The 16658-nt window shown below is 61.8% G+C and carries 11 protein-coding genes; 10 read left to right on the top strand and 1 reads right to left on the bottom strand.

Annotated features, from left to right (window positions below; all coding sequences use genetic code 11):
• Positions 1–112 precede the first annotated feature (112 nt).
• From QTI33_RS14415 to QTI33_RS14405, 3 genes are read left to right on the top strand one after another with little or no spacing between them, the layout of a single operon-like run.
• Positions 113–1531 carry a mannose-1-phosphate guanylyltransferase/mannose-6-phosphate isomerase gene (locus QTI33_RS14415; protein ID WP_286506724.1) on the top strand — a complete coding sequence of 473 codons (1419 nt, stop codon included), beginning with the start codon at positions 113–115 and terminating at the stop codon, positions 1529–1531.
• On the top strand, positions 1528–2331 hold the full coding sequence (locus QTI33_RS14410; protein WP_286506723.1) for an ABC transporter permease: 804 nt from the start codon (positions 1528–1530) through the stop codon (positions 2329–2331). Before QTI33_RS14415 ends, QTI33_RS14410 begins: the two co-directional genes overlap by 4 nt.
• A gap of 6 nt (positions 2332–2337) precedes the next feature.
• Positions 2338–3039 carry an ABC transporter ATP-binding protein gene (locus tag QTI33_RS14405; RefSeq protein WP_286506721.1) on the top strand — a complete coding sequence of 234 codons (702 nt, stop codon included), beginning with the start codon at positions 2338–2340 and terminating at the stop codon, positions 3037–3039.
• Positions 3040–3057: 18 nt separating this feature from the next.
• Here the strand turns inward: QTI33_RS14405 and QTI33_RS14400 are convergent, their stop codons facing one another.
• A complete protein-coding gene (locus QTI33_RS14400; RefSeq protein WP_286506720.1) occupies positions 3058–5214 on the bottom strand; it encodes a glycosyltransferase family 4 protein in 2157 nt (718 codons plus the stop codon).
• A 191-nt stretch (positions 5215–5405) separates the two neighbouring features.
• Here QTI33_RS14400 and QTI33_RS14395 point away from each other — a divergent pair, with 191 nt between their 5' ends.
• The 7 genes from QTI33_RS14395 (at position 5406) to QTI33_RS14365 (ending at position 16461) form a co-directional block, all read left to right on the top strand.
• Complete coding sequence (locus QTI33_RS14395; RefSeq protein WP_286506719.1) at positions 5406–6710, top strand: FkbM family methyltransferase; 1305 nt, start codon at positions 5406–5408, stop codon at positions 6708–6710.
• 50 nt (positions 6711–6760) lie between these two features.
• On the top strand, positions 6761–7735 hold the full coding sequence (gene rfaD, locus QTI33_RS14390; RefSeq protein ID WP_286506718.1) for an ADP-glyceromanno-heptose 6-epimerase: 975 nt from the start codon (positions 6761–6763) through the stop codon (positions 7733–7735).
• Position 7736: 1 nt separating this feature from the next.
• A complete protein-coding gene (gene hldE, locus QTI33_RS14385) occupies positions 7737–9170 on the top strand; it encodes a bifunctional D-glycero-beta-D-manno-heptose-7-phosphate kinase/D-glycero-beta-D-manno-heptose 1-phosphate adenylyltransferase HldE (protein ID WP_286506717.1) in 1434 nt (477 codons plus the stop codon).
• Positions 9167–10852, top strand: a complete 1686-nt coding sequence (locus QTI33_RS14380) for an HAD-IIIA family hydrolase (RefSeq protein ID WP_286506716.1) — start codon at positions 9167–9169, stop codon at positions 10850–10852. The genes hldE and QTI33_RS14380 overlap by 4 nt, the downstream gene beginning before the upstream one ends.
• 62 nt (positions 10853–10914) lie before the next feature.
• The gene (locus QTI33_RS14375) at positions 10915–14565 is read left to right on the top strand and encodes a glycosyltransferase (protein ID WP_286506715.1); all 3651 of its coding nucleotides are present in this window, start codon (positions 10915–10917) and stop codon (positions 14563–14565) included.
• Positions 14566–14575: 10 nt separating this feature from the next.
• Entirely contained in the window at positions 14576–15613 is a 1038-nt protein-coding gene (gene gmd, locus QTI33_RS14370; protein ID WP_286506714.1) for a GDP-mannose 4,6-dehydratase, read from the top strand.
• Complete coding sequence (locus QTI33_RS14365) at positions 15610–16461, top strand: GDP-mannose 4,6-dehydratase (protein WP_286506713.1); 852 nt, start codon at positions 15610–15612, stop codon at positions 16459–16461. The genes gmd and QTI33_RS14365 overlap by 4 nt, the downstream gene beginning before the upstream one ends.
• Positions 16462–16658: the final 197 nt, after the last annotated feature.

Here is a 16658-nt window from a genome sequence, read left to right as displayed (position 1 = left end):
CGTGAACGACCGCATGAACAAGTGACGAGACGAAGCCTCGAAGCCCCGGGCTCCGGGGCTGGCCGGAGTCGGACCGGTAAAATTATCGCCCGTCCAAGAACTCAGGAAGAAAATGCGCTTGCTTTCAGTTGTCCTCTCGGGAGGCGCAGGCTCCCGCCTGTGGCCCGCTTCGCGCCAGGCCTTTCCGAAACCATTCATGAAGCTGGGCGGCTCGACCCTGCTTCAGCAAGCGGTGGAGCGAGGGCAGGCCTGCGGCATTGGCGATCTGATGATCGTGACCAACAAGGACCACCTGTTCCTGACCAAGGACGTCTTGCGGCAGATGGCCGATCCGCCGGAAACCACCCTGCTGCTCGAGCCCAAGGGTCGCAATACCGGCCCGGCGATAGCGCTCGCGGCCCTGCAGTGCATCCAGCAGTTTGGCGGAGATACCGTCATGCTGGTGCTCTCGGCCGACCATCTGGTGCCGGATGTCGAAGCCTTTGTCGCCAGCGCCAGCGAGGCTTTCAGGCTTGCCGAGAAGGGTGCGCTGGTGGTGTTCGGCATCAGCCCCACGAGTCCGGACACCGGCTTCGGCTATGTCGAGGTGGAACACGTCTCGCGCGAAAGCCAGCGAGCGAAGCGATTCGTCGAAAAGCCGGACCTCCGGACCGCACAGGAATACCTCGCCACCGGTCGCTACTACTGGAACAGCGGCATGTTCTGCTTCACTGCAGACGCCATCGTGGCCGCCTTCGAGCTGCATGCGCCGGGGTTGCTGAAGGCAGCGCGCCACGCACTCGAGTCGTCGCGAGCGACAGACCGTGCGGTTCAGTTCGATCTGCATGCCTTCGGCCTCCAGCCCGACATCAGCATCGACTACGCCGTGATGGAGCGGGCCGACAACGTCCACGTGGTGCCAGCCAAATTCAGCTGGAGCGATGTCGGTTCATGGCCCTCGGTCGCCAAGGCCCACACCGCCGACGCGAGTGGCAACACCATGCCAGCCGACATCGTAGCGATCGACACCACCGGCACGCATGTACAAGTCGATAGCCACGGCCCAAAGCTGGTGGCGACGTTGGGCGTGCACGATCTCGTGATTGTGGACACTCCTGATGCATTGCTCGTGGCACACAAGGACAGCGCCCAGGACGTCAAGCGCATCGTCGACTCCTTGAAATCGCGTCGACACGAGACGGTTCACCTGCCCGCGGTCGTCCATCGCCCCTGGGGCACCTACGCATCGCTGAAGGAAGAGGACGGCTACAAGGTCAAGCGGATCACGGTGAAGTCCGGCGAATCGCTGTCCCTGCAGTATCACCACCAGCGTGCGGAGCACTGGGTGGTCGTGCGCGGCACCGCACTTGTTCAGGTCGGCGATGTCGAGCACAAGACGCTCCCTGGCGAGTACCGCTACATCCCATTGAAGGAGAAACATCGATTGACCAATATTGGGGAAGACGAACTCGTGCTCATCGAAGTACAGTGCGGAGCCTACCTGGGTGAAGACGACATCGTCCGGCTCGCCGATACTTACGGGCGCGTATGAGCCAGGCACATTCAAATTTGCATCGCAGCGCGTGGGGCGATTGGTGGGAAGGCACTCGACGAACCGACATCTGGTGGACCCTCGCCTGGTTCGACATCGTCCTGCGCTATCGCCGTTCGATGCTGGGGCCGCTGTGGCTCACGCTCAGCATGGGTGCAATGATCGGCGGCATGGGCCCGCTCTACAGCTCGCTGTTCGGGACCGAGCTGTCAAAGTTCTTTCCGCATCTGGCGCTCGGCATCATCTTCTGGGGATTCTTCTCGAGCATGGTGACGGATTCGTGCAATGCCTTCATCGGATCCGCCAACTATCTGAAGCAAGGCTACTTCCCGATCAGTCTTTTCGTGTGGCGGAGCATGGCTCGCAACCTGATCCAGTTCGCCCACCAGATCGTCCTGTACGTTCCGGTCGCACTCTGGGCTGGCGTCTCCTTGTCGTGGTCGGCCCTGCTTTTCATCCCGGCCTTCTTGCTGGTGCTGATCAACGCGCAGGCAGTGGGCATCGCGCTCGGCCTGGTCTGCACGCGATTCCGCGACGTCACGCAGATCGTCACCAGCGTGATGCAGATGCTGATGTTCCTGACGCCGGTGTTCTGGTTGCCCGAGAGTCTTCCTGGCCGTGCTCAGTACATTCTCTGGAACCCCTTCGCCCAGATGCTCGACCTGTTGCGCACGCCCCTCATGGGCGGCGTGGCCGACAGCCACAACTGGTGGGGCATCCTGGGCTGGACAGCCGTCACCATTACCGCGTCGAGCTTGCTCTTCGCAAAATACCGCCGACGCGTCGTCTACTGGCTGTAGGAAAACATGGCTCTCATCTCTCTCAAAGACGTCTCCGTCAATTTCCCCATCTATGGGGCCGGCGCGGCATCGTTCAAGAAGACGCTGGCCGCGTCCGTTACCGGCGGCCGCTTCGGCAAGGAGACCGGCGTCAATGTCGTCCAGGCGCTCAGCGGAATCAATCTCGAACTCAAAAGCGGCGACCGTCTGGGCCTTATTGGACACAATGGGGCGGGAAAGTCGACACTGCTGCGAACGCTCGCCGGCGTGTATGAACCCTCGTCCGGCGAATTCGTCAGGCAGGGCAGTGTGTCGAGCTTGATCGACCCCTCGCTGGGCATCGAGGCGGACGCCACGGGCGTCGAGAACATCATGTTGCGTGGCCTTGTGATGGGCATGAGCAAGCGGCAGATCGACGCCCTCACACCGGGCATTTGCGAATTCAGCGGCCTGGGTGAATACGTGAACATGCCGGTGCGGACCTACTCGACCGGGATGTTGATGCGCCTGGCCTTCTCGATCTCGACGAGTGTGGAAGCCGACATCCTGCTGATGGACGAATGGCTGTCGGTCGGTGACGCCGAGTTCACCGAGAAAGCCGAACAGCGCATGAAGGACGTCGTGGCCAAATCGGGGATCCTGGTGCTGGCGTCGCATTCACCCGAGTTGATCGCAAAGGAATGCAATCGGGTCATTCACCTCGAACACGGGCGGATCGTCGAGCAGTAGCGCGTTCCTTGGGTCGGATCACTGCCGAGCGCGCCGGAGTGCCTCGATTTCTTCGAGGCGCGCCCTGATCCTTTGCCCTGCGGCCTTGAGGGAAAGGTTGGTTTCCGCGCTCGACTTCGCGCGAGCGCCGATCGCCCGCCCCCACTCCTGATCCTCATAGAGGCGGCGCATCAGCTGTGCGGCGCGCTCCTCGGAAGGCTCGGCCCATTCGAGGTCGGCCTCATAAGGGGGAATCGGCTCGCCGAGTTTCACGAGTTCATACGGGACCAGCAAACTGTTGCTGTCGTCCATGAAATCGACATTGCCCGAGAAGTTGGTGGCGATCACGGGCTTGCCCATCAGCATCGCCTCGGCCATCGTCAGGCCGAGGCCTTCGCTGCGATGAAGGGACACATAGGCGTCGCAGGCGTTCATGAGGGAAAGCACTTCATCCGGACTGAACACCTTATCGATGATCGTGATGTTCGCGCCGCTTGCTGCATCGCGCAGTTGCTGAAGTTCTGCCGGATAGCGTTCACCGAAAGACGTCTTCAGGACCAGCGAGACCTTCTCATCCTCGGGAAAGGCCGCTCTGAAAGCGCGAATGAGCCCCAGGGGGTTCTTGCGCTCCATCACGCTCATCATGTGGAACGTGAATAGAAACGTGTAACGATCCTCTTCCAGTCCGAGTTCGGCTCGGTTGCGGGACTTGAAGGGCGCCAACCTTACGCCGGGAAACAACGTGCGAACCGGGACCGACAAGCGTTCACGCAGGCCACGCGCAATGAACTCCGTCGCTGTCCACACTTCGTCGACCCGTGTTGCGCACTCGACCCAGGCGTCGGGGATCGAGTCGAACTCCCAATACCAATAGGCGATCCGGTAGGTGCGCGGGACGCGCTCGGCAAGGTCCGCCCTCGCATAGGCGTCGAGAAAATAGGGCTCTGGTTGGGCGTGGATCAACGTAACGTCGTGCATTTCCTGGCCAGCGAATCGCACGTGACATGGGTCATCCCTGGCATCCGTTCTCACGTCGCGCAGCGAGGTCTCGACGCCCACTTGCGCAAGCGAATGCACGATCGATTCGACGGAGACACGAAGGCCGGACGGATAGCAGAAATGGCCGATGATGTTCGCGCCCGGGGCAACCAGCGTCGGCACGACGGCCTGCAGATCCAGCGCCTGGCACCACTGGCGCACCGTCGCGGGCAGGTCTGCGCCGTAGGTCAGCCATTCGAGCCAGGCACGCGCCTTCAAGGCGTCGGACAGAGCCTCCGGATGAATCGCCCGCCAAGTCGCATTGGCGACATGGGCAATGCGAAGTTGCTCAGCAGGCCCATGCCAATCCGGCGCCCGTTCGACATCGACCCACAGGGGGTTCGCACCATAGTGCCTCACAAACCATTTCGCGAACCCGGCCCAGCCGAACATCGTGATCGCGTCAGGAAACTGGCGCTGCCAATCCGGCGTGAACAGGTAGGCACGAACCAGTTCATCCCGGGGGTTTTCGGCCGCCTGCATGAAAAGCCAGACGATCTCCTCCCGGCGCAGGCCAACTGCGGCGTCGGGCAACGCATGCCTCATGAACCATCGAAACAACGCGTGCTGGCCAGCCGGCGTGAGCCCATGCGGCAGCACCTCCCTGATCCGGTCGTCGGAGAGGAAGACCTGTCGGGCGCGGGCTGAGGGGTCGCCAGCGAACAACGCCTTGAAATGCGGAATCGACTCTGGCGCCAAGCCCGAGCAACGCAATCCCTGATCGCTTTGCAGCCAGGCCAGAAAGTGGCTTTCCGCCACCGGTTCCGACAGCGCGCGAGGAAACTTTAGATACAAATCCTTACGGGATCGAAGGAGAGCGATGCAAAACCGGGCGGCAGCCCACGTGTCGACCACGTCCGAAGGGGCCGGGGCTGGCCCGAACACTTCCTCCAGCGGCAAGTCTGCCGCATCCGCGGCACCGGCATCGCTGCGCAAGTCCAGGGGCGGGGTAGGCAACGGATCATCCCCCGCCCGCCAAGCCTCCTGACGGGCGCGCTCCCGCTCGATCAGGCTGTCCAGTTCCCTCGCCCTGGCCTCATTGGCAGACCGCTGCCGCATGAAGCGCAGGCGCTCCGGCATGCGCCATGGCGTCATCAGCCAGAAAGCAGCCTTGGGAACCCTCCGAGCGCTCCGGCGCAGCGAATCAAGCCCTGTCATTTTGTTATGTACTCTCACTAGCAAACGTAACTCTTCTGGATCGTGGGGTGTCCGTAGAGTCGATCATGCCCAAGAACACACCCGGCTAGCTCGTAAAATGTGAAAAATCCACCCAAATTCGTGCATGTTTCCCCTGGAACAGCGCAGTTGCCAGGCAGGCCCGCCTTCTTGCACACACCCCTCTCGATTCAATGACGTTCATCTCCTATGCGCAAAATTTCGAAGACGTCATGCTGTGGCGCGCGCTCAAGCACGTACCCGCCGGACGGTACATCGACGTCGGCGCCCAGGATCCACTGATCGACTCGGTCAGCAAGGCGTTCTACGACCACGGCTGGCGAGGGATCCACGTCGAGCCGGTTCCGCGCTATGCCGACATGCTGCGCAGCGACCGTCCCGACGAGACCGTGCTGCAATTGGCGCTGTCGGACCAGGCGGGCATCCTGGAACTCAGCGTGTTCGAGGACACCGGACTGAGTACCGGCGTCAAGGAGTTCGCGCAGAGCCACCACACCGTGCACGGGCTTGCGCACAAAGTCGTCCCGACGCCAATGCTGCCAATGAGCACTGCATTCGCATCGCTCGCGGGTCAGCCGGTGCATTGGCTCAAGATCGATGTTGAGGGCCTGGAAGAGGCGGTGTTGCGCGGCTGGGACAGCCAGACGCTGAGGCCGTGGATCATCCTGATCGAAGCCACCGTGCCGATGTCGACCGAGCTTCGCTACCAAGGCTCGGAGGACATCCTGTTGGCCGCCGGCTACGAATTCGTCTATTTTGACGGACTCAACCGCTTCTACGTCGCGGCCGAACACCCGGAGCTGAAATCCGCCTTCGCCACCCCACCCAACGTGTTCGACGGCGTGCGCCTCAGCGGAATGGCGAACTCCGAACTGTGCCGGGGTGTGCTGGAGCAGCATCGCGTGCAGACGCGGGCGAGCGAAGAGGCCCGTCGCGCCGAGATCAACCAGCTCCGGGAGGCGCACGCGGCCGAGACGCGGCTGCTCGGCGCGCGCATCGATCAAGCCCTCGAAGCGGGCGCCGCGGCGCAGCGCAAGTTTGCCGATCAGGAAGAGCAAGTCCGGTTTGCGAATCAGGCCGCAGCCGCCGCGCGAGCGCATCTGCAACAGCATCTGGACGCCGTCCTGAACAGCACCTCCTGGCGGCTCACGGCGCCGATCCGCTCCATCGGGGCTCGGTGCCGGCGCCTTCTGTCGGCACTTCGGGAAGGGCGCATCACGAGCGGCATCAAACGCCGCATCAAGTCAATGCTGCGCACCTTCGCCCTCGTCGTCGTGCGGCACCCCGTGCTCAAACGTGGCGTCCTGGCATGTCTTCGCCTCGCGCCACCTTTGCACCGGCGTGTCCGCGCGATGCTGGCGCCACCGCCGATTGCCCCGAACACGACCGCCCAGGTGCCAAGCTACCCGCCGATGGCCATGTCACCTGCAACACGCGCGGTGTACCTCAAACTCAAGGCGGCCAGCGCGCGCGATTGAGCGCATCGGCGCGCTCTCTTTTTTCCAAGCCATCGGTCGGAGCACTGCAAATGATCATCGTCACTGGAGCGACAGGCTTCATAGGTTCGAACCTCGTCACCCACCTGAATCAATCAGGGTTCACCGACATCGCCATCGTCGACTGGCTGGGCTCGGGCGAAAAATGGAAGAACATCGCCAAGCATCGCTTCGCCGAATTCGTCTTCCCGCAGGACTGTGCGGAATTCTTGAAGACCACAACCCAGTCGGTGGAGGCGGTGTTCCACCTCGGTGCGATCTCGTCGACGACCGCCACCGATGGGGATGAAGTGGTCAGCAACAACCTCCAGTTCTCGATGAACCTCTGGAATTGGTGCGCCTCCAGGAAGGTCCCGTTCTTTTACGCGTCATCCGCTGCAACCTACGGAGACGGCGACCAAGGCTTCGACGATACGCAGGACATCGCCCCGCTGCGCCCGCTCAATCTCTATGGATGGTCCAAGCAAGCCTTCGACCGATGGGCGCTCGGGCAGGCCGAGAAGGGCATCGCGCCGCCGCGCTGGGCCGGCTTCAAATTCTTCAACGTGTACGGCCCCAACGAATATCACAAGGCCGACATGATGAGCATCGTCGCAAAGAATCATTCACGGGTGGTCGCCAACCAGCCTATTCACCTTTTCAAGTCGCATCGTCCCGACTTCAAGGACGGCGAGCAATTGCGCGATTTCGTCTACGTCAAGGACTGCTGCAAAGTCATGTCCTGGTTTCTGGCCGGCACACGGCAGAACGGCATCTACAACCTGGGGACGGGCTCAGCACGCTCGTTCCGAGCGCTCATCGAGGCCGTCGGAACCGCGTGCGGCATCAACCCCGACATCCAGTACGTCCCGATGCCCGAGAACCTTCGCGGAAAGTACCAGTACTTCACTCAGGCAGCCATGCAGAAGCTGCGAGTCGCTGGCTATGACGCCGACTTCTATTCGCTCGAAGCAGGGGTGGCCGACTATGTCCAGGGCTATCTCAACACTCCCGACAAGTTCGCCTGACATGCAGCAGCCCTTCCCTACCGCAACCAAGCCGCGCATCCTCGTCGTCGGCGACATCATGCTCGATCGCTATGTGATCGGCGAGGTGTCACGCATCTCTCCGGAGGCACCGGTTCCAGTGCTGGCGGCGAAGCACGAGGAGAACCGGCCCGGCGGTGCGGCCAATGTCGCCGCCAACATTTCCGCCATGGGCGGCAATGCGACCCTTCTGGCGGTCGTCGGCGAGGACAGCGCTTCGGCCGAGCTCGAGACCTGCCTGCAGCGCTACCAGGTGACGCCGCTGTTCGTGAAGGATTCACAGGGCGGCACCACCCAGAAGACCCGGCTCGTCGTCGGCTCGCAGCAGATCGCCCGCGTCGACCGAGACGTTCGGCCGACACTTCAGACCCAGCAACGCCTGCTCGATGAATACCGGCGTCAAGTCGGTGACTACGATCTGGTGGTGCTCTCCGACTACGCCAAGGGCACTCTGGACAAGCTGCCGGAATTCCTCGACGCGGCCGCCAGACTCGGCGTGCCGACGCTCGTGGATCCCAAACGAGTCACCCCGGAGTTATATCGCGGGGCGTTTCTGCTGAAGCCCAACAACAGCGAGTTCGTCGGACTCTTCGGCGCCTACGGATCCGACCAGGAACTGGTCGCCAAGGCCAGCGCCGCGATCGAGAGCCTTCGACTCGAGCACCTGGTCATCACGCGCGGCGCCAAGGGCATGGTCGTCGTCAGCGCCGGTGGCCGCGCGGACTTCGTCCCCACGCGGGCGCGTGATGTCTTCGACGTGTCCGGCGCCGGGGACACGGTCCTCGCCGCGCTCGCGATGGAGCTGTCGGCCAAGCGCTCAATTTCCGATGCCGTACAGCGCGCGAACATTGCAGCTGGCATCGCGGTGTCCCACCCCGGCACGTACGTGGTCAGCGAAGACGAGATCGAGGCCGAAGTGAATGCCTTCAGCCATGAGCACCCCAAGGTGCTGACCGAGGATCAGCTCAAAGTTGCGTTGGTCAATCCCAGGATGCACGGCAAGAAGGTCGTCTTCACCAACGGCTGCTTCGATATTCTCCATCCCGGCCATGTCCGGCTGCTCAAGGCGGCACGTGCCCTGGGAGATATCCTTGTGCTGGGGCTGAACTCCGACGACTCCGTGCGCAAGCTCAAGGGCCCCAGTCGCCCGATCAACAACTTCTCCCATCGAGCCGAAGTCCTGGCGGGCCTGGCCTCGGTGGACTACATCGTTGAATTCGACGCGCCAACTCCGCTCGAGACCATCCAGTACGTGTTGCCGGACATTCTGGTGAAGGGCGGCGACTACCCGGTGGCAGATATTGTCGGCTACAGCGAGGTGACCGCTCGGGGCGGCCAGGTCATCGCCCTGGATTTTCATGATGGTTACTCGACGACTCGCATCGTCGACGAGATCAACAAGACCCGAAAGTCGTGACGTTGGTGGAAAACTTCGAGGAGCTGCGCGCACGCGCCAGCAATTGGCTGAGCATCGACGCACTTCCGCTATGGCTCGATCGGGGATACGACGAGAAGTTCGGGCTTTTTCACGAGAGGCTTGATTTCTCGGGTCGGCCGGTCGAGGGGGTGCCGCGGCGCCTCATGGTGCAATGCCGCCAGTTGTATGTGCTGGCCCATCTGAGCCTGCGCGGCATGCGTGACAGCCGCGCCCAGATCGATCGCACTTGGCAGCAGGTACTGCGCCGCTACTACAGCAAGGAGTTGCCGCATCGCTGGGCGTTCTCCGTGGCCCCCGATGGGACGATCCACGAGCGGAAGTCCGACGCCTACACGCTGGCGTTTCTCCTGTTCGCGCTCGCATGGCTTTACCGCCTCAAGCCGGACCTCGGCTATCTTGCGCTGGCCGACGAAGTCTTCGAGATCCTTGAAGGCCCATTGGCCGCCAGCAATGGGGGCGTCATCGATGCGATTCCGCGGCCCGACGCGTTTCTGCGCCAGAACCCGACGATGCACCTCCTCGAGGCCTGCATGGCGCTCTACGAATCGACCGGCCGTGCGCAAGACCTGGCGCGGGCAAGCGTACTGCATAGGGTCTTCTCCGAGCGCATGCTCTGGCGCGCGGAGGCCGCGTTGCCGGAACTGCATGACGAAGCATGGCGAGCGCAGGACATCGCGGGCAATTGGTACGAGCCGGGCCACCACTTCGAATGGGTGTGGCTTCTGCGTCGCTTCTCGATGCTGAGCGGCATCAGCGTCGATGAAGATGTGAGCGTCCTGTTGTCGCGCGCCGAACGCGAGGGCGTGGACGCCGAAGGCTTCGCGGTCGAGCGCGTCGGCATCCTCGAGCGGACCGACGTCGACAGTCGTCGCTCTTGGGGCACGTGCGAGTACCTGAAAGCCTGCGCCGCGGAAGCGGAAGCCGCCCCGGCCGATGCCGGCAAATGGCGCGAGAAGGCTGCGAGGGCGCTCGCGGCCCTTCAGTCGGGTTTCCTTTTGCTCGATCCACCGGGGCTGTGGCGCGATCGCATCGACGCGGCGGGACGCGCATTGTCGAGGGACGTCCCCGCCAGCAGTCTCTATCACTTCGTTCTCGCTCTCATGGAGTGCGAGCGGGTATTCGGCCGGGTGGTCCGGCCCGCTCCGTTCGCCACCGGAAGGACCGCCCTTTTCCTGGATCGGGACGGCGTGATCAACCTCGATACGGGCTATCCCAGTAAACCCGAGGACATCACGTTCGTCGAAGGCGCAAGCGACGCGATCCGTTTTGCCAGATCCCAGGGCCACAGCGTCGTCGTCGTGAGCAATCAGTCGGGCATCGCCCGCGGCTATGCGAGCGAGGCGCAAGTGCTTGCGCTGCATCGATGGATGGCGGCTCGCCTGGACGAGGAAGGCGCGCAGGTCGATGCCTGGTATCACTGCCCCTACCACGACCAGGCGAAGGTCCCGGCATATGGACATCGCGATCACTTCGATCGAAAACCCAATCCCGGGATGCTGCTGCGTGCTGCGAACGACCTGCGCATCGAACTTTCCAAGTCGTTCCTGATCGGCGACAACGAATCAGACGTTCTGGCTGCATCCCGCGCAGGCGTCTCGGGTCACCTATTCAAGGGCGGCAGCCTTCTTCAGTTCGCAAGGCTGATCCTGGCAAGAGGCTGAATCTCTCGCCCCGCCTCCGCCAAGACAATTCCCCACAAAATCCGATGCGAATAATCATTGACATGCAGGGAGCCCAGACTGAAAGCCGATTCCGTGGAATCGGCAGATACAGTCTTTCACTCGCATTTGCGATCGCACGCGCAGCAGAAAGGCATGAAGTTCTGCTCGCACTCAATGGGCTGCTGCCCGATTCGATCGATGCCATTCGCGAGGCATTTTCCGACCTCCTTCCGCGCGAGAACATTCGCGTCTGGAACTCGCTGGGTCCCACGCGCGAACTGGACCCGGCCAACAGCACCCGCCGGCAAATCGCGGAGCGCATTCGCGAGGCATTCATCCTCTCGCTGAAGCCCGACGTGGTGTTGGTCACAAGTCTGTTCGAGGGGCTCGGAGACGATGCCGTCGTCAGCGTGGGCACTTTCGACGCCAAGACACCGACAGCGGTCATTCTCTATGACCTGATTCCGCTGCTGAACCCCGACATCCACTTCAGGTCGAGCCCACTTCGGCAAGACTACTACGCACGCAAGATCGACTCGCTCAAGCGCAGCAGTCAGCTGCTTGCCATCTCGGACAGTGCCCGCGGCGAGGCGCTCCGAGGGCTTGCCTTCGACCCCGATGACGTGATCAACATCTCTGGGGCCTGCGACGAATCGTTCAGGAAGATCGCGATCTCCGACGAAGCCCGGCAGCGCATTCGGACCAAGTTCAATATCCCTCACGAGTTCCTGCTCTATACGGGGGGTGCCGACGAGCGAAAGAACCTGGCGAGGCTGGTGTCGGCCTACGCCGGCCTGCCTGCCAACGTTCGCGCAAACCACCGGCTCGTAATGGCCGGGCGCATGCCCGAAGGCGAAGTTGCCGCGCTTCAAACGCGCGCGGCAGAGGCAGGACTGGGAACCGATGAAGTCGTTTTCACCGGCTATATCTCCGACGAGGAGTTGCTTGCGCTCTACAACATATGCAAGCTTTTCGTGTTCCCATCGACCCATGAGGGCTTCGGGATTCCACCTCTGGAAGCCATGTCGTGCGGCGCTGCGGTCATCGTCGCGAACAGCACCAGCCTGCCCGAAGTCATCGGATCCGCACAAGCGATGTTCGACCCCGAGTCGATCGAGTCGATCAGGGCAAAGATGCTTCAAGCGCTGACGGACCCCACGCTTCGCGAAGCCCTGCAGAGAAATGCGGCCGTGCAGGCCACGGCTTTTTCCTGGGACCGAAGCGCGCGCAGGGCACTCGAAGCGCTGGAAAAGTTCAATGATCGTTCCACAACGGCGAGCAAAAGTCTTGCCCGCGTCGAAAGGACGACCATTTTCCAGCCCAGCAGCAAGCGCATCCTGCTGCTCAAGCTCGACCATCTCGGCGACCTGATCCTGGCGATGCCCGCGATCACCAAGCTGGCGGCCCGCTATCCGGACGCGAAGCTCGAGCTCGCCGTCGGCAGTTGGAACGTAGAACTCGCGAAGATGTTCCCTTTCTTCGACAAGATTCATGCGCTGGACTATTTCAAGAAGAAGTCGGCAAACCAAGCCTCTGTCGCGCAGGAGGAACTCTCGACTTTCCTCAGCAAGCTCGGCGCCTATGACATTGCGTTGGATCTGCGCCGGCAAAGCGACACGCGCTTCGTCCTGAAGGCAGTCGATGCAAAGCTGAAAGTCGGCTACCAGACCTTCGACCCGGCCATCGACAAGGAACTCGACATCGCGCTGAATGCGGTCGCGGACGCGCCCTTCGTCGAAACCTCAATGAACCGGACATCCATCAGCAACCAGTTGCTGGCCTTGGTCGATGCGCTACCTGCCGACCCGAACGACTACATCGCCTTGCCGCGACTCTTCGATTCGACCGAGCGGAAGAAAGGCGTCATCGCGCTTTTTCCGTATGCAGGCAACGATGTCAAGGAATGGGACGTCGAGAGATTTCAATCCTTGATTTCGAAACTGGACGCACAGGACGGCGTCAGCGCGATCAACATCTTCTTGGCGTCGGCTACCGAAGCGCAGAAGCATGTCTTCCAAGGCTCGCACAAGGTGGTGCAGCACGTGGGACTCAGCATTCCTGTCCTCATGGAGACGCTGGCCCAGAATTCGGTTTGCATCGCGAACAACTCGGGTGGGGCGCACCTCGCCTCCTACCTCGGCTTGACCGTCATCGGCGTCTACGGGGGGCACGAGACGGCCGCCGAATGGGCGCCCGTGTTTCCAAAGAGTCTGGTCATTCATCGAGATGCCGAATGCTCGCCGTGCCATATCGCGACACGGGCCGACTGCAAATATCAGCTATTTTGCCTCTCCGATATTTCGGTCGACGATGTCTACGCGCTGGCCATCGAAGCCGCCCTGTCGGCGGAAGTCTCCGTTCCCGAGCCGAAGCTCACCTCCAAGGCCATCACCAATGACTTGATCGGCGCGCTGAAGCCCTTGCTGGAGAACCAATCCGACGAGCAGACGGAATCCATCGCCCGTTGCATCGTTTCCAGCATCCGACCGACCCACTTCACCGCCCGAATCTTCGTCGACATCTCGGAACTCGTTCTTAGGGATTCGAAGACTGGAATTCAGCGCGTCACCCGCAGCATTCTGAAGGAGCTGCTGGAAATGGCTCCCAGCGGCTTCGAGATACTGCCGATCTACGCCACGTCGGACAAGCAAGGCTATTTTGCGGCGAGAGCCTTCCTTTCTCATGCAGCAGGTGACGAGGCGCGTCCCGACGCCCAAGACGACCCCATCGACTTTTATGCCGGAGACATTTTCCTCGGGCTCGATTTTCAGCCGCAGGTCATCCCCGCGCAAAAAGCCGTACTGGACTCGATGCATCGCGCCGGCGTCAAGGTGATCTTCGTGGTCTACGACCTCTTGTGCATCCAGATGCCGCAGCATTTTGTAGCCGGCACCTTCAAGGGCTTCGAGCAATGGCTGGACGTCATCGCGGGCTACGATGGGGCTCTTTGTATTTCCAGATCGGTGGCCGCAGATTTGTCGGCCTACATGCAAAGCAAGCATCCGTCGCGAGCGAAGCGCTTCGACGTCCAGTGGTTTCACATCGGCGCGGACATCGAGAGCTCCAGCCCCACCAAAGGCATCCCGTCCAGTTCCGAGTGGATCCTGAAGTCACTCCGCGCGCGCCCGAGTTTTCTCTCCGTTGGCACAGTCGAGCCGCGCAAGGGCCACACCCAGACCCTGGACGCCTTCGAACTTCTGTGGGCACAAGGAGCCGACGTCAACCTGGCCATCGTGGGCAAGGAGGGATGGCTCGTCGACAAGTTGGCCGAGCGCCTGCGCCACCATCCGGAGTCAGGGAAGCGGCTGTTCTGGCTCGAGAGCACTAGCGACGAGTACCTCGAGCGCATCTACGCGACCTCCACTTGTCTGATTGCAGCCTCGGAAGGCGAAGGATTTGGGCTGCCGCTGATCGAAGCCGCGCGCCACAGGATTCCCATCATCGCCAGGGATCTCGCAGTCTTTCAGGAGGTGGCAGGGCAAAATGCACACTACTTTCACGGAAACTCGGCCCAGGCGCTGGCGGACGCCATCCGATCCTGGACCGACCTGTTCAAGGAACGAACCCACCCGAAGTCGGACACGATGCCCTGGTTGACTTGGCGCCAGACCACGCAAGACCTGCTGAAGCTGGTCTGTCGCCCTCACGCAGGCGCACCGCCCTCGCCACGGTCAGGATCCGCATACCCTGTCATCCATTGCAAACCCACCTGAGAGTTGAGTCATGAACAAAAGAGCTGTCATTACCGGAATCACGGGCCAGGACGGTGCGTATCTCGCCGAGCTTCTCTTGGCCAAGGGCTATGACGTCTATGGCACCTACCGACGCACCAGTTCGGTGAACTTCTGGCGCATCGAAGAGCTCGGCATCCAGAATCACCCCAGGCTGCACCTGGTCGAATACGACCTAACCGACCTCGGCAGTTCGTTGGCCCTGCTCCGCGACACCGAGCCGAATGAGGTCTACAACCTCGCTGCGCAGAGCTTCGTGGGCGTGAGCTTCAATCAGCCAGCCGCCACGGCGCAGATCACCGGCGTCGGCGCGTTGAATCTGCTCGAGGCGATCCGCCTCACGAACCCGAGGATTCGCTTCTATCAGGCGTCCACCTCAGAGATGTTCGGTAAAGTCCAGGCGGTTCCTCAGGTCGAGGACACGCCCTTCTATCCGCGCAGCCCGTACGGCGTCGCCAAGCTCTACGCACACTGGATCACGATCAACTACCGTGAGAGCTACGACATCTTCGGCTGCAGCGGAATCCTGTTCAATCACGAGAGCCCGCTGCGCGGTCGCGAATTCGTCACGCGCAAGATTACCGATAGCGTGGCCAAGATCAAGCTCGGACAGCTCGAAGTGCTGGAGCTCGGCAACCTCGATGCCAAGCGAGACTGGGGCTTCGCGAAGGAGTACGTCGAAGGAATGTGGCGCATGCTGCAAGTCGACGAACCGGACACCTATGTGCTGGCGACGAACCGTACCGAGACGGTGCGCGATTTCGTCACCATGGCGTTCAAGGGCGCCGGCATCACGGTCGAGTTCAAGGGAACAGGGGAAGGCGAGTCTGCGGTGGACACCGCTACCGGCAAGACGGTGATGCGCATCAATCCCAAGTTCTACCGCCCCGCCGAGGTCGAGCTGCTGATTGGCAATCCAGCCAAGGCACTCGAGAAGCTGGGTTGGAAGCCGCAGACAACGCTCGAGCAACTTTGCCAAATGATGGTCGAGTCTGACCTCGGGCGGAATGCCAAGGGTTTTTCGTTTTGAAGATTCTTCTGACTGGCGCCGACGGTTTCACTGGACGCCACTTTGCCAAGAAGGCGACCGACGCCGGCCACCAGATCGTGCCTTTGCGGGCCGATTTGAGAGATGAGGCTGCCCTGCGAACTGAAGTGATCGAGGCGCAGCCCGACGCCGTCGTGCATCTCGCCGCGATCGCATTCGTGGGCCATGCGGATCTCGGAGCGTTTTATGCTGTCAACGTCGTCGGCACCACGAATCTGCTCGACGCCCTGGCCCTGCTGTCCACGCCCCCCCACCGCGTGCTGCTGGCAAGCAGCGCAAACGTCTACGGCAACAGCGAGCACTCGCCATTGTCGGAGACGCACCCGCCAGCGCCCGCCAATCACTATGCGATGAGCAAGCTGGCAATGGAGTACATGGCCAAGACGTACGCCGATCGCCTCGATCTGGTCATCATTCGTCCATTCAACTACACCGGCCGGGGGCAGGACGTGAACTTCGTGATCCCGAAGATCGCAAAGCACTTTGTCGAGAAGGCATCTGCAATCTCCCTCGGGAACCTCGATGTGGAGCGCGAGTTCAACGACATCCAGTTGATGTGCGACGCGTACCTCTGCATCATGGAGCACGGCGCCCCGGGGGAGACCTACAACGTATGCTCGGGCCACACCTACACACTGCGAGAAGTGATCGCGATGTTCGAGCAGTTGACGGGACACCGGATGGCGATCGAGGTCAACCCCGACTTCGTACGCAAGAACGAGGTGCACCGACTCTGCGGCAATCCCGACAAGCTGAATGCGCTGCTGAGCGGTTGCGGGATGCCTCTGCCCGAGCCGAACCTTCGAGATCTTCTCGCCGGCATGCTCTGATGGCCATGGCGCGGCGGATTTTCAACGTCGACAGCCATGCACGCCTGGATGGCTTGGCAGATGTCACTGCGGCATAATTCCGAACCAAGTCTGGGCTGAGCGCTCGAGCCGCACCAAAGTTCGCGCAGAGCGATCGCTGGCCATCACAAGGCAGAGCTCGGCTTTGCCGACCGAAGTCGGCGCCGAACGCCCACCCC

Source organism: Variovorax davisae (assembly GCF_030316845.1).
Classification (GTDB): Bacteria; Pseudomonadota; Gammaproteobacteria; order Burkholderiales; family Burkholderiaceae_C; genus Variovorax; species Variovorax davisae.
The sequence above is the reverse complement of the archived record's forward strand: the minus strand, read 5'-3'. Positions and strand labels throughout refer to the sequence as shown.

Bases quoted from the DNA above. Each gene is read 5' to 3' on its own strand.
- QTI33_RS14415 (WP_286506724.1), top strand. From the start codon at position 113: ATGCGCTTGCTTTCAGTTGTCCTCTCGGGAGGCGCAGGCTCCCGCCTG.
- QTI33_RS14410 (WP_286506723.1), top strand. From the start codon at position 1,528: ATGAGCCAGGCACATTCAAATTTGCATCGCAGCGCGTGGGGCGATTGG.
- QTI33_RS14405 (WP_286506721.1), top strand. From the start codon at position 2,338: ATGGCTCTCATCTCTCTCAAAGACGTCTCCGTCAATTTCCCCATCTAT.
- QTI33_RS14400 (WP_286506720.1), bottom strand. From the start codon at position 5,214: ATGACAGGGCTTGATTCGCTGCGCCGGAGCGCTCGGAGGGTTCCCAAG.
- QTI33_RS14395 (WP_286506719.1), top strand. From the start codon at position 5,406: ATGACGTTCATCTCCTATGCGCAAAATTTCGAAGACGTCATGCTGTGG.
- rfaD (WP_286506718.1), top strand. From the start codon at position 6,761: ATGATCATCGTCACTGGAGCGACAGGCTTCATAGGTTCGAACCTCGTC.
- hldE (WP_286506717.1), top strand. From the start codon at position 7,737: ATGCAGCAGCCCTTCCCTACCGCAACCAAGCCGCGCATCCTCGTCGTC.
- QTI33_RS14375 (WP_286506715.1), top strand. From the start codon at position 10,915: ATGCAGGGAGCCCAGACTGAAAGCCGATTCCGTGGAATCGGCAGATAC.
- gmd (WP_286506714.1), top strand. From the start codon at position 14,576: ATGAACAAAAGAGCTGTCATTACCGGAATCACGGGCCAGGACGGTGCG.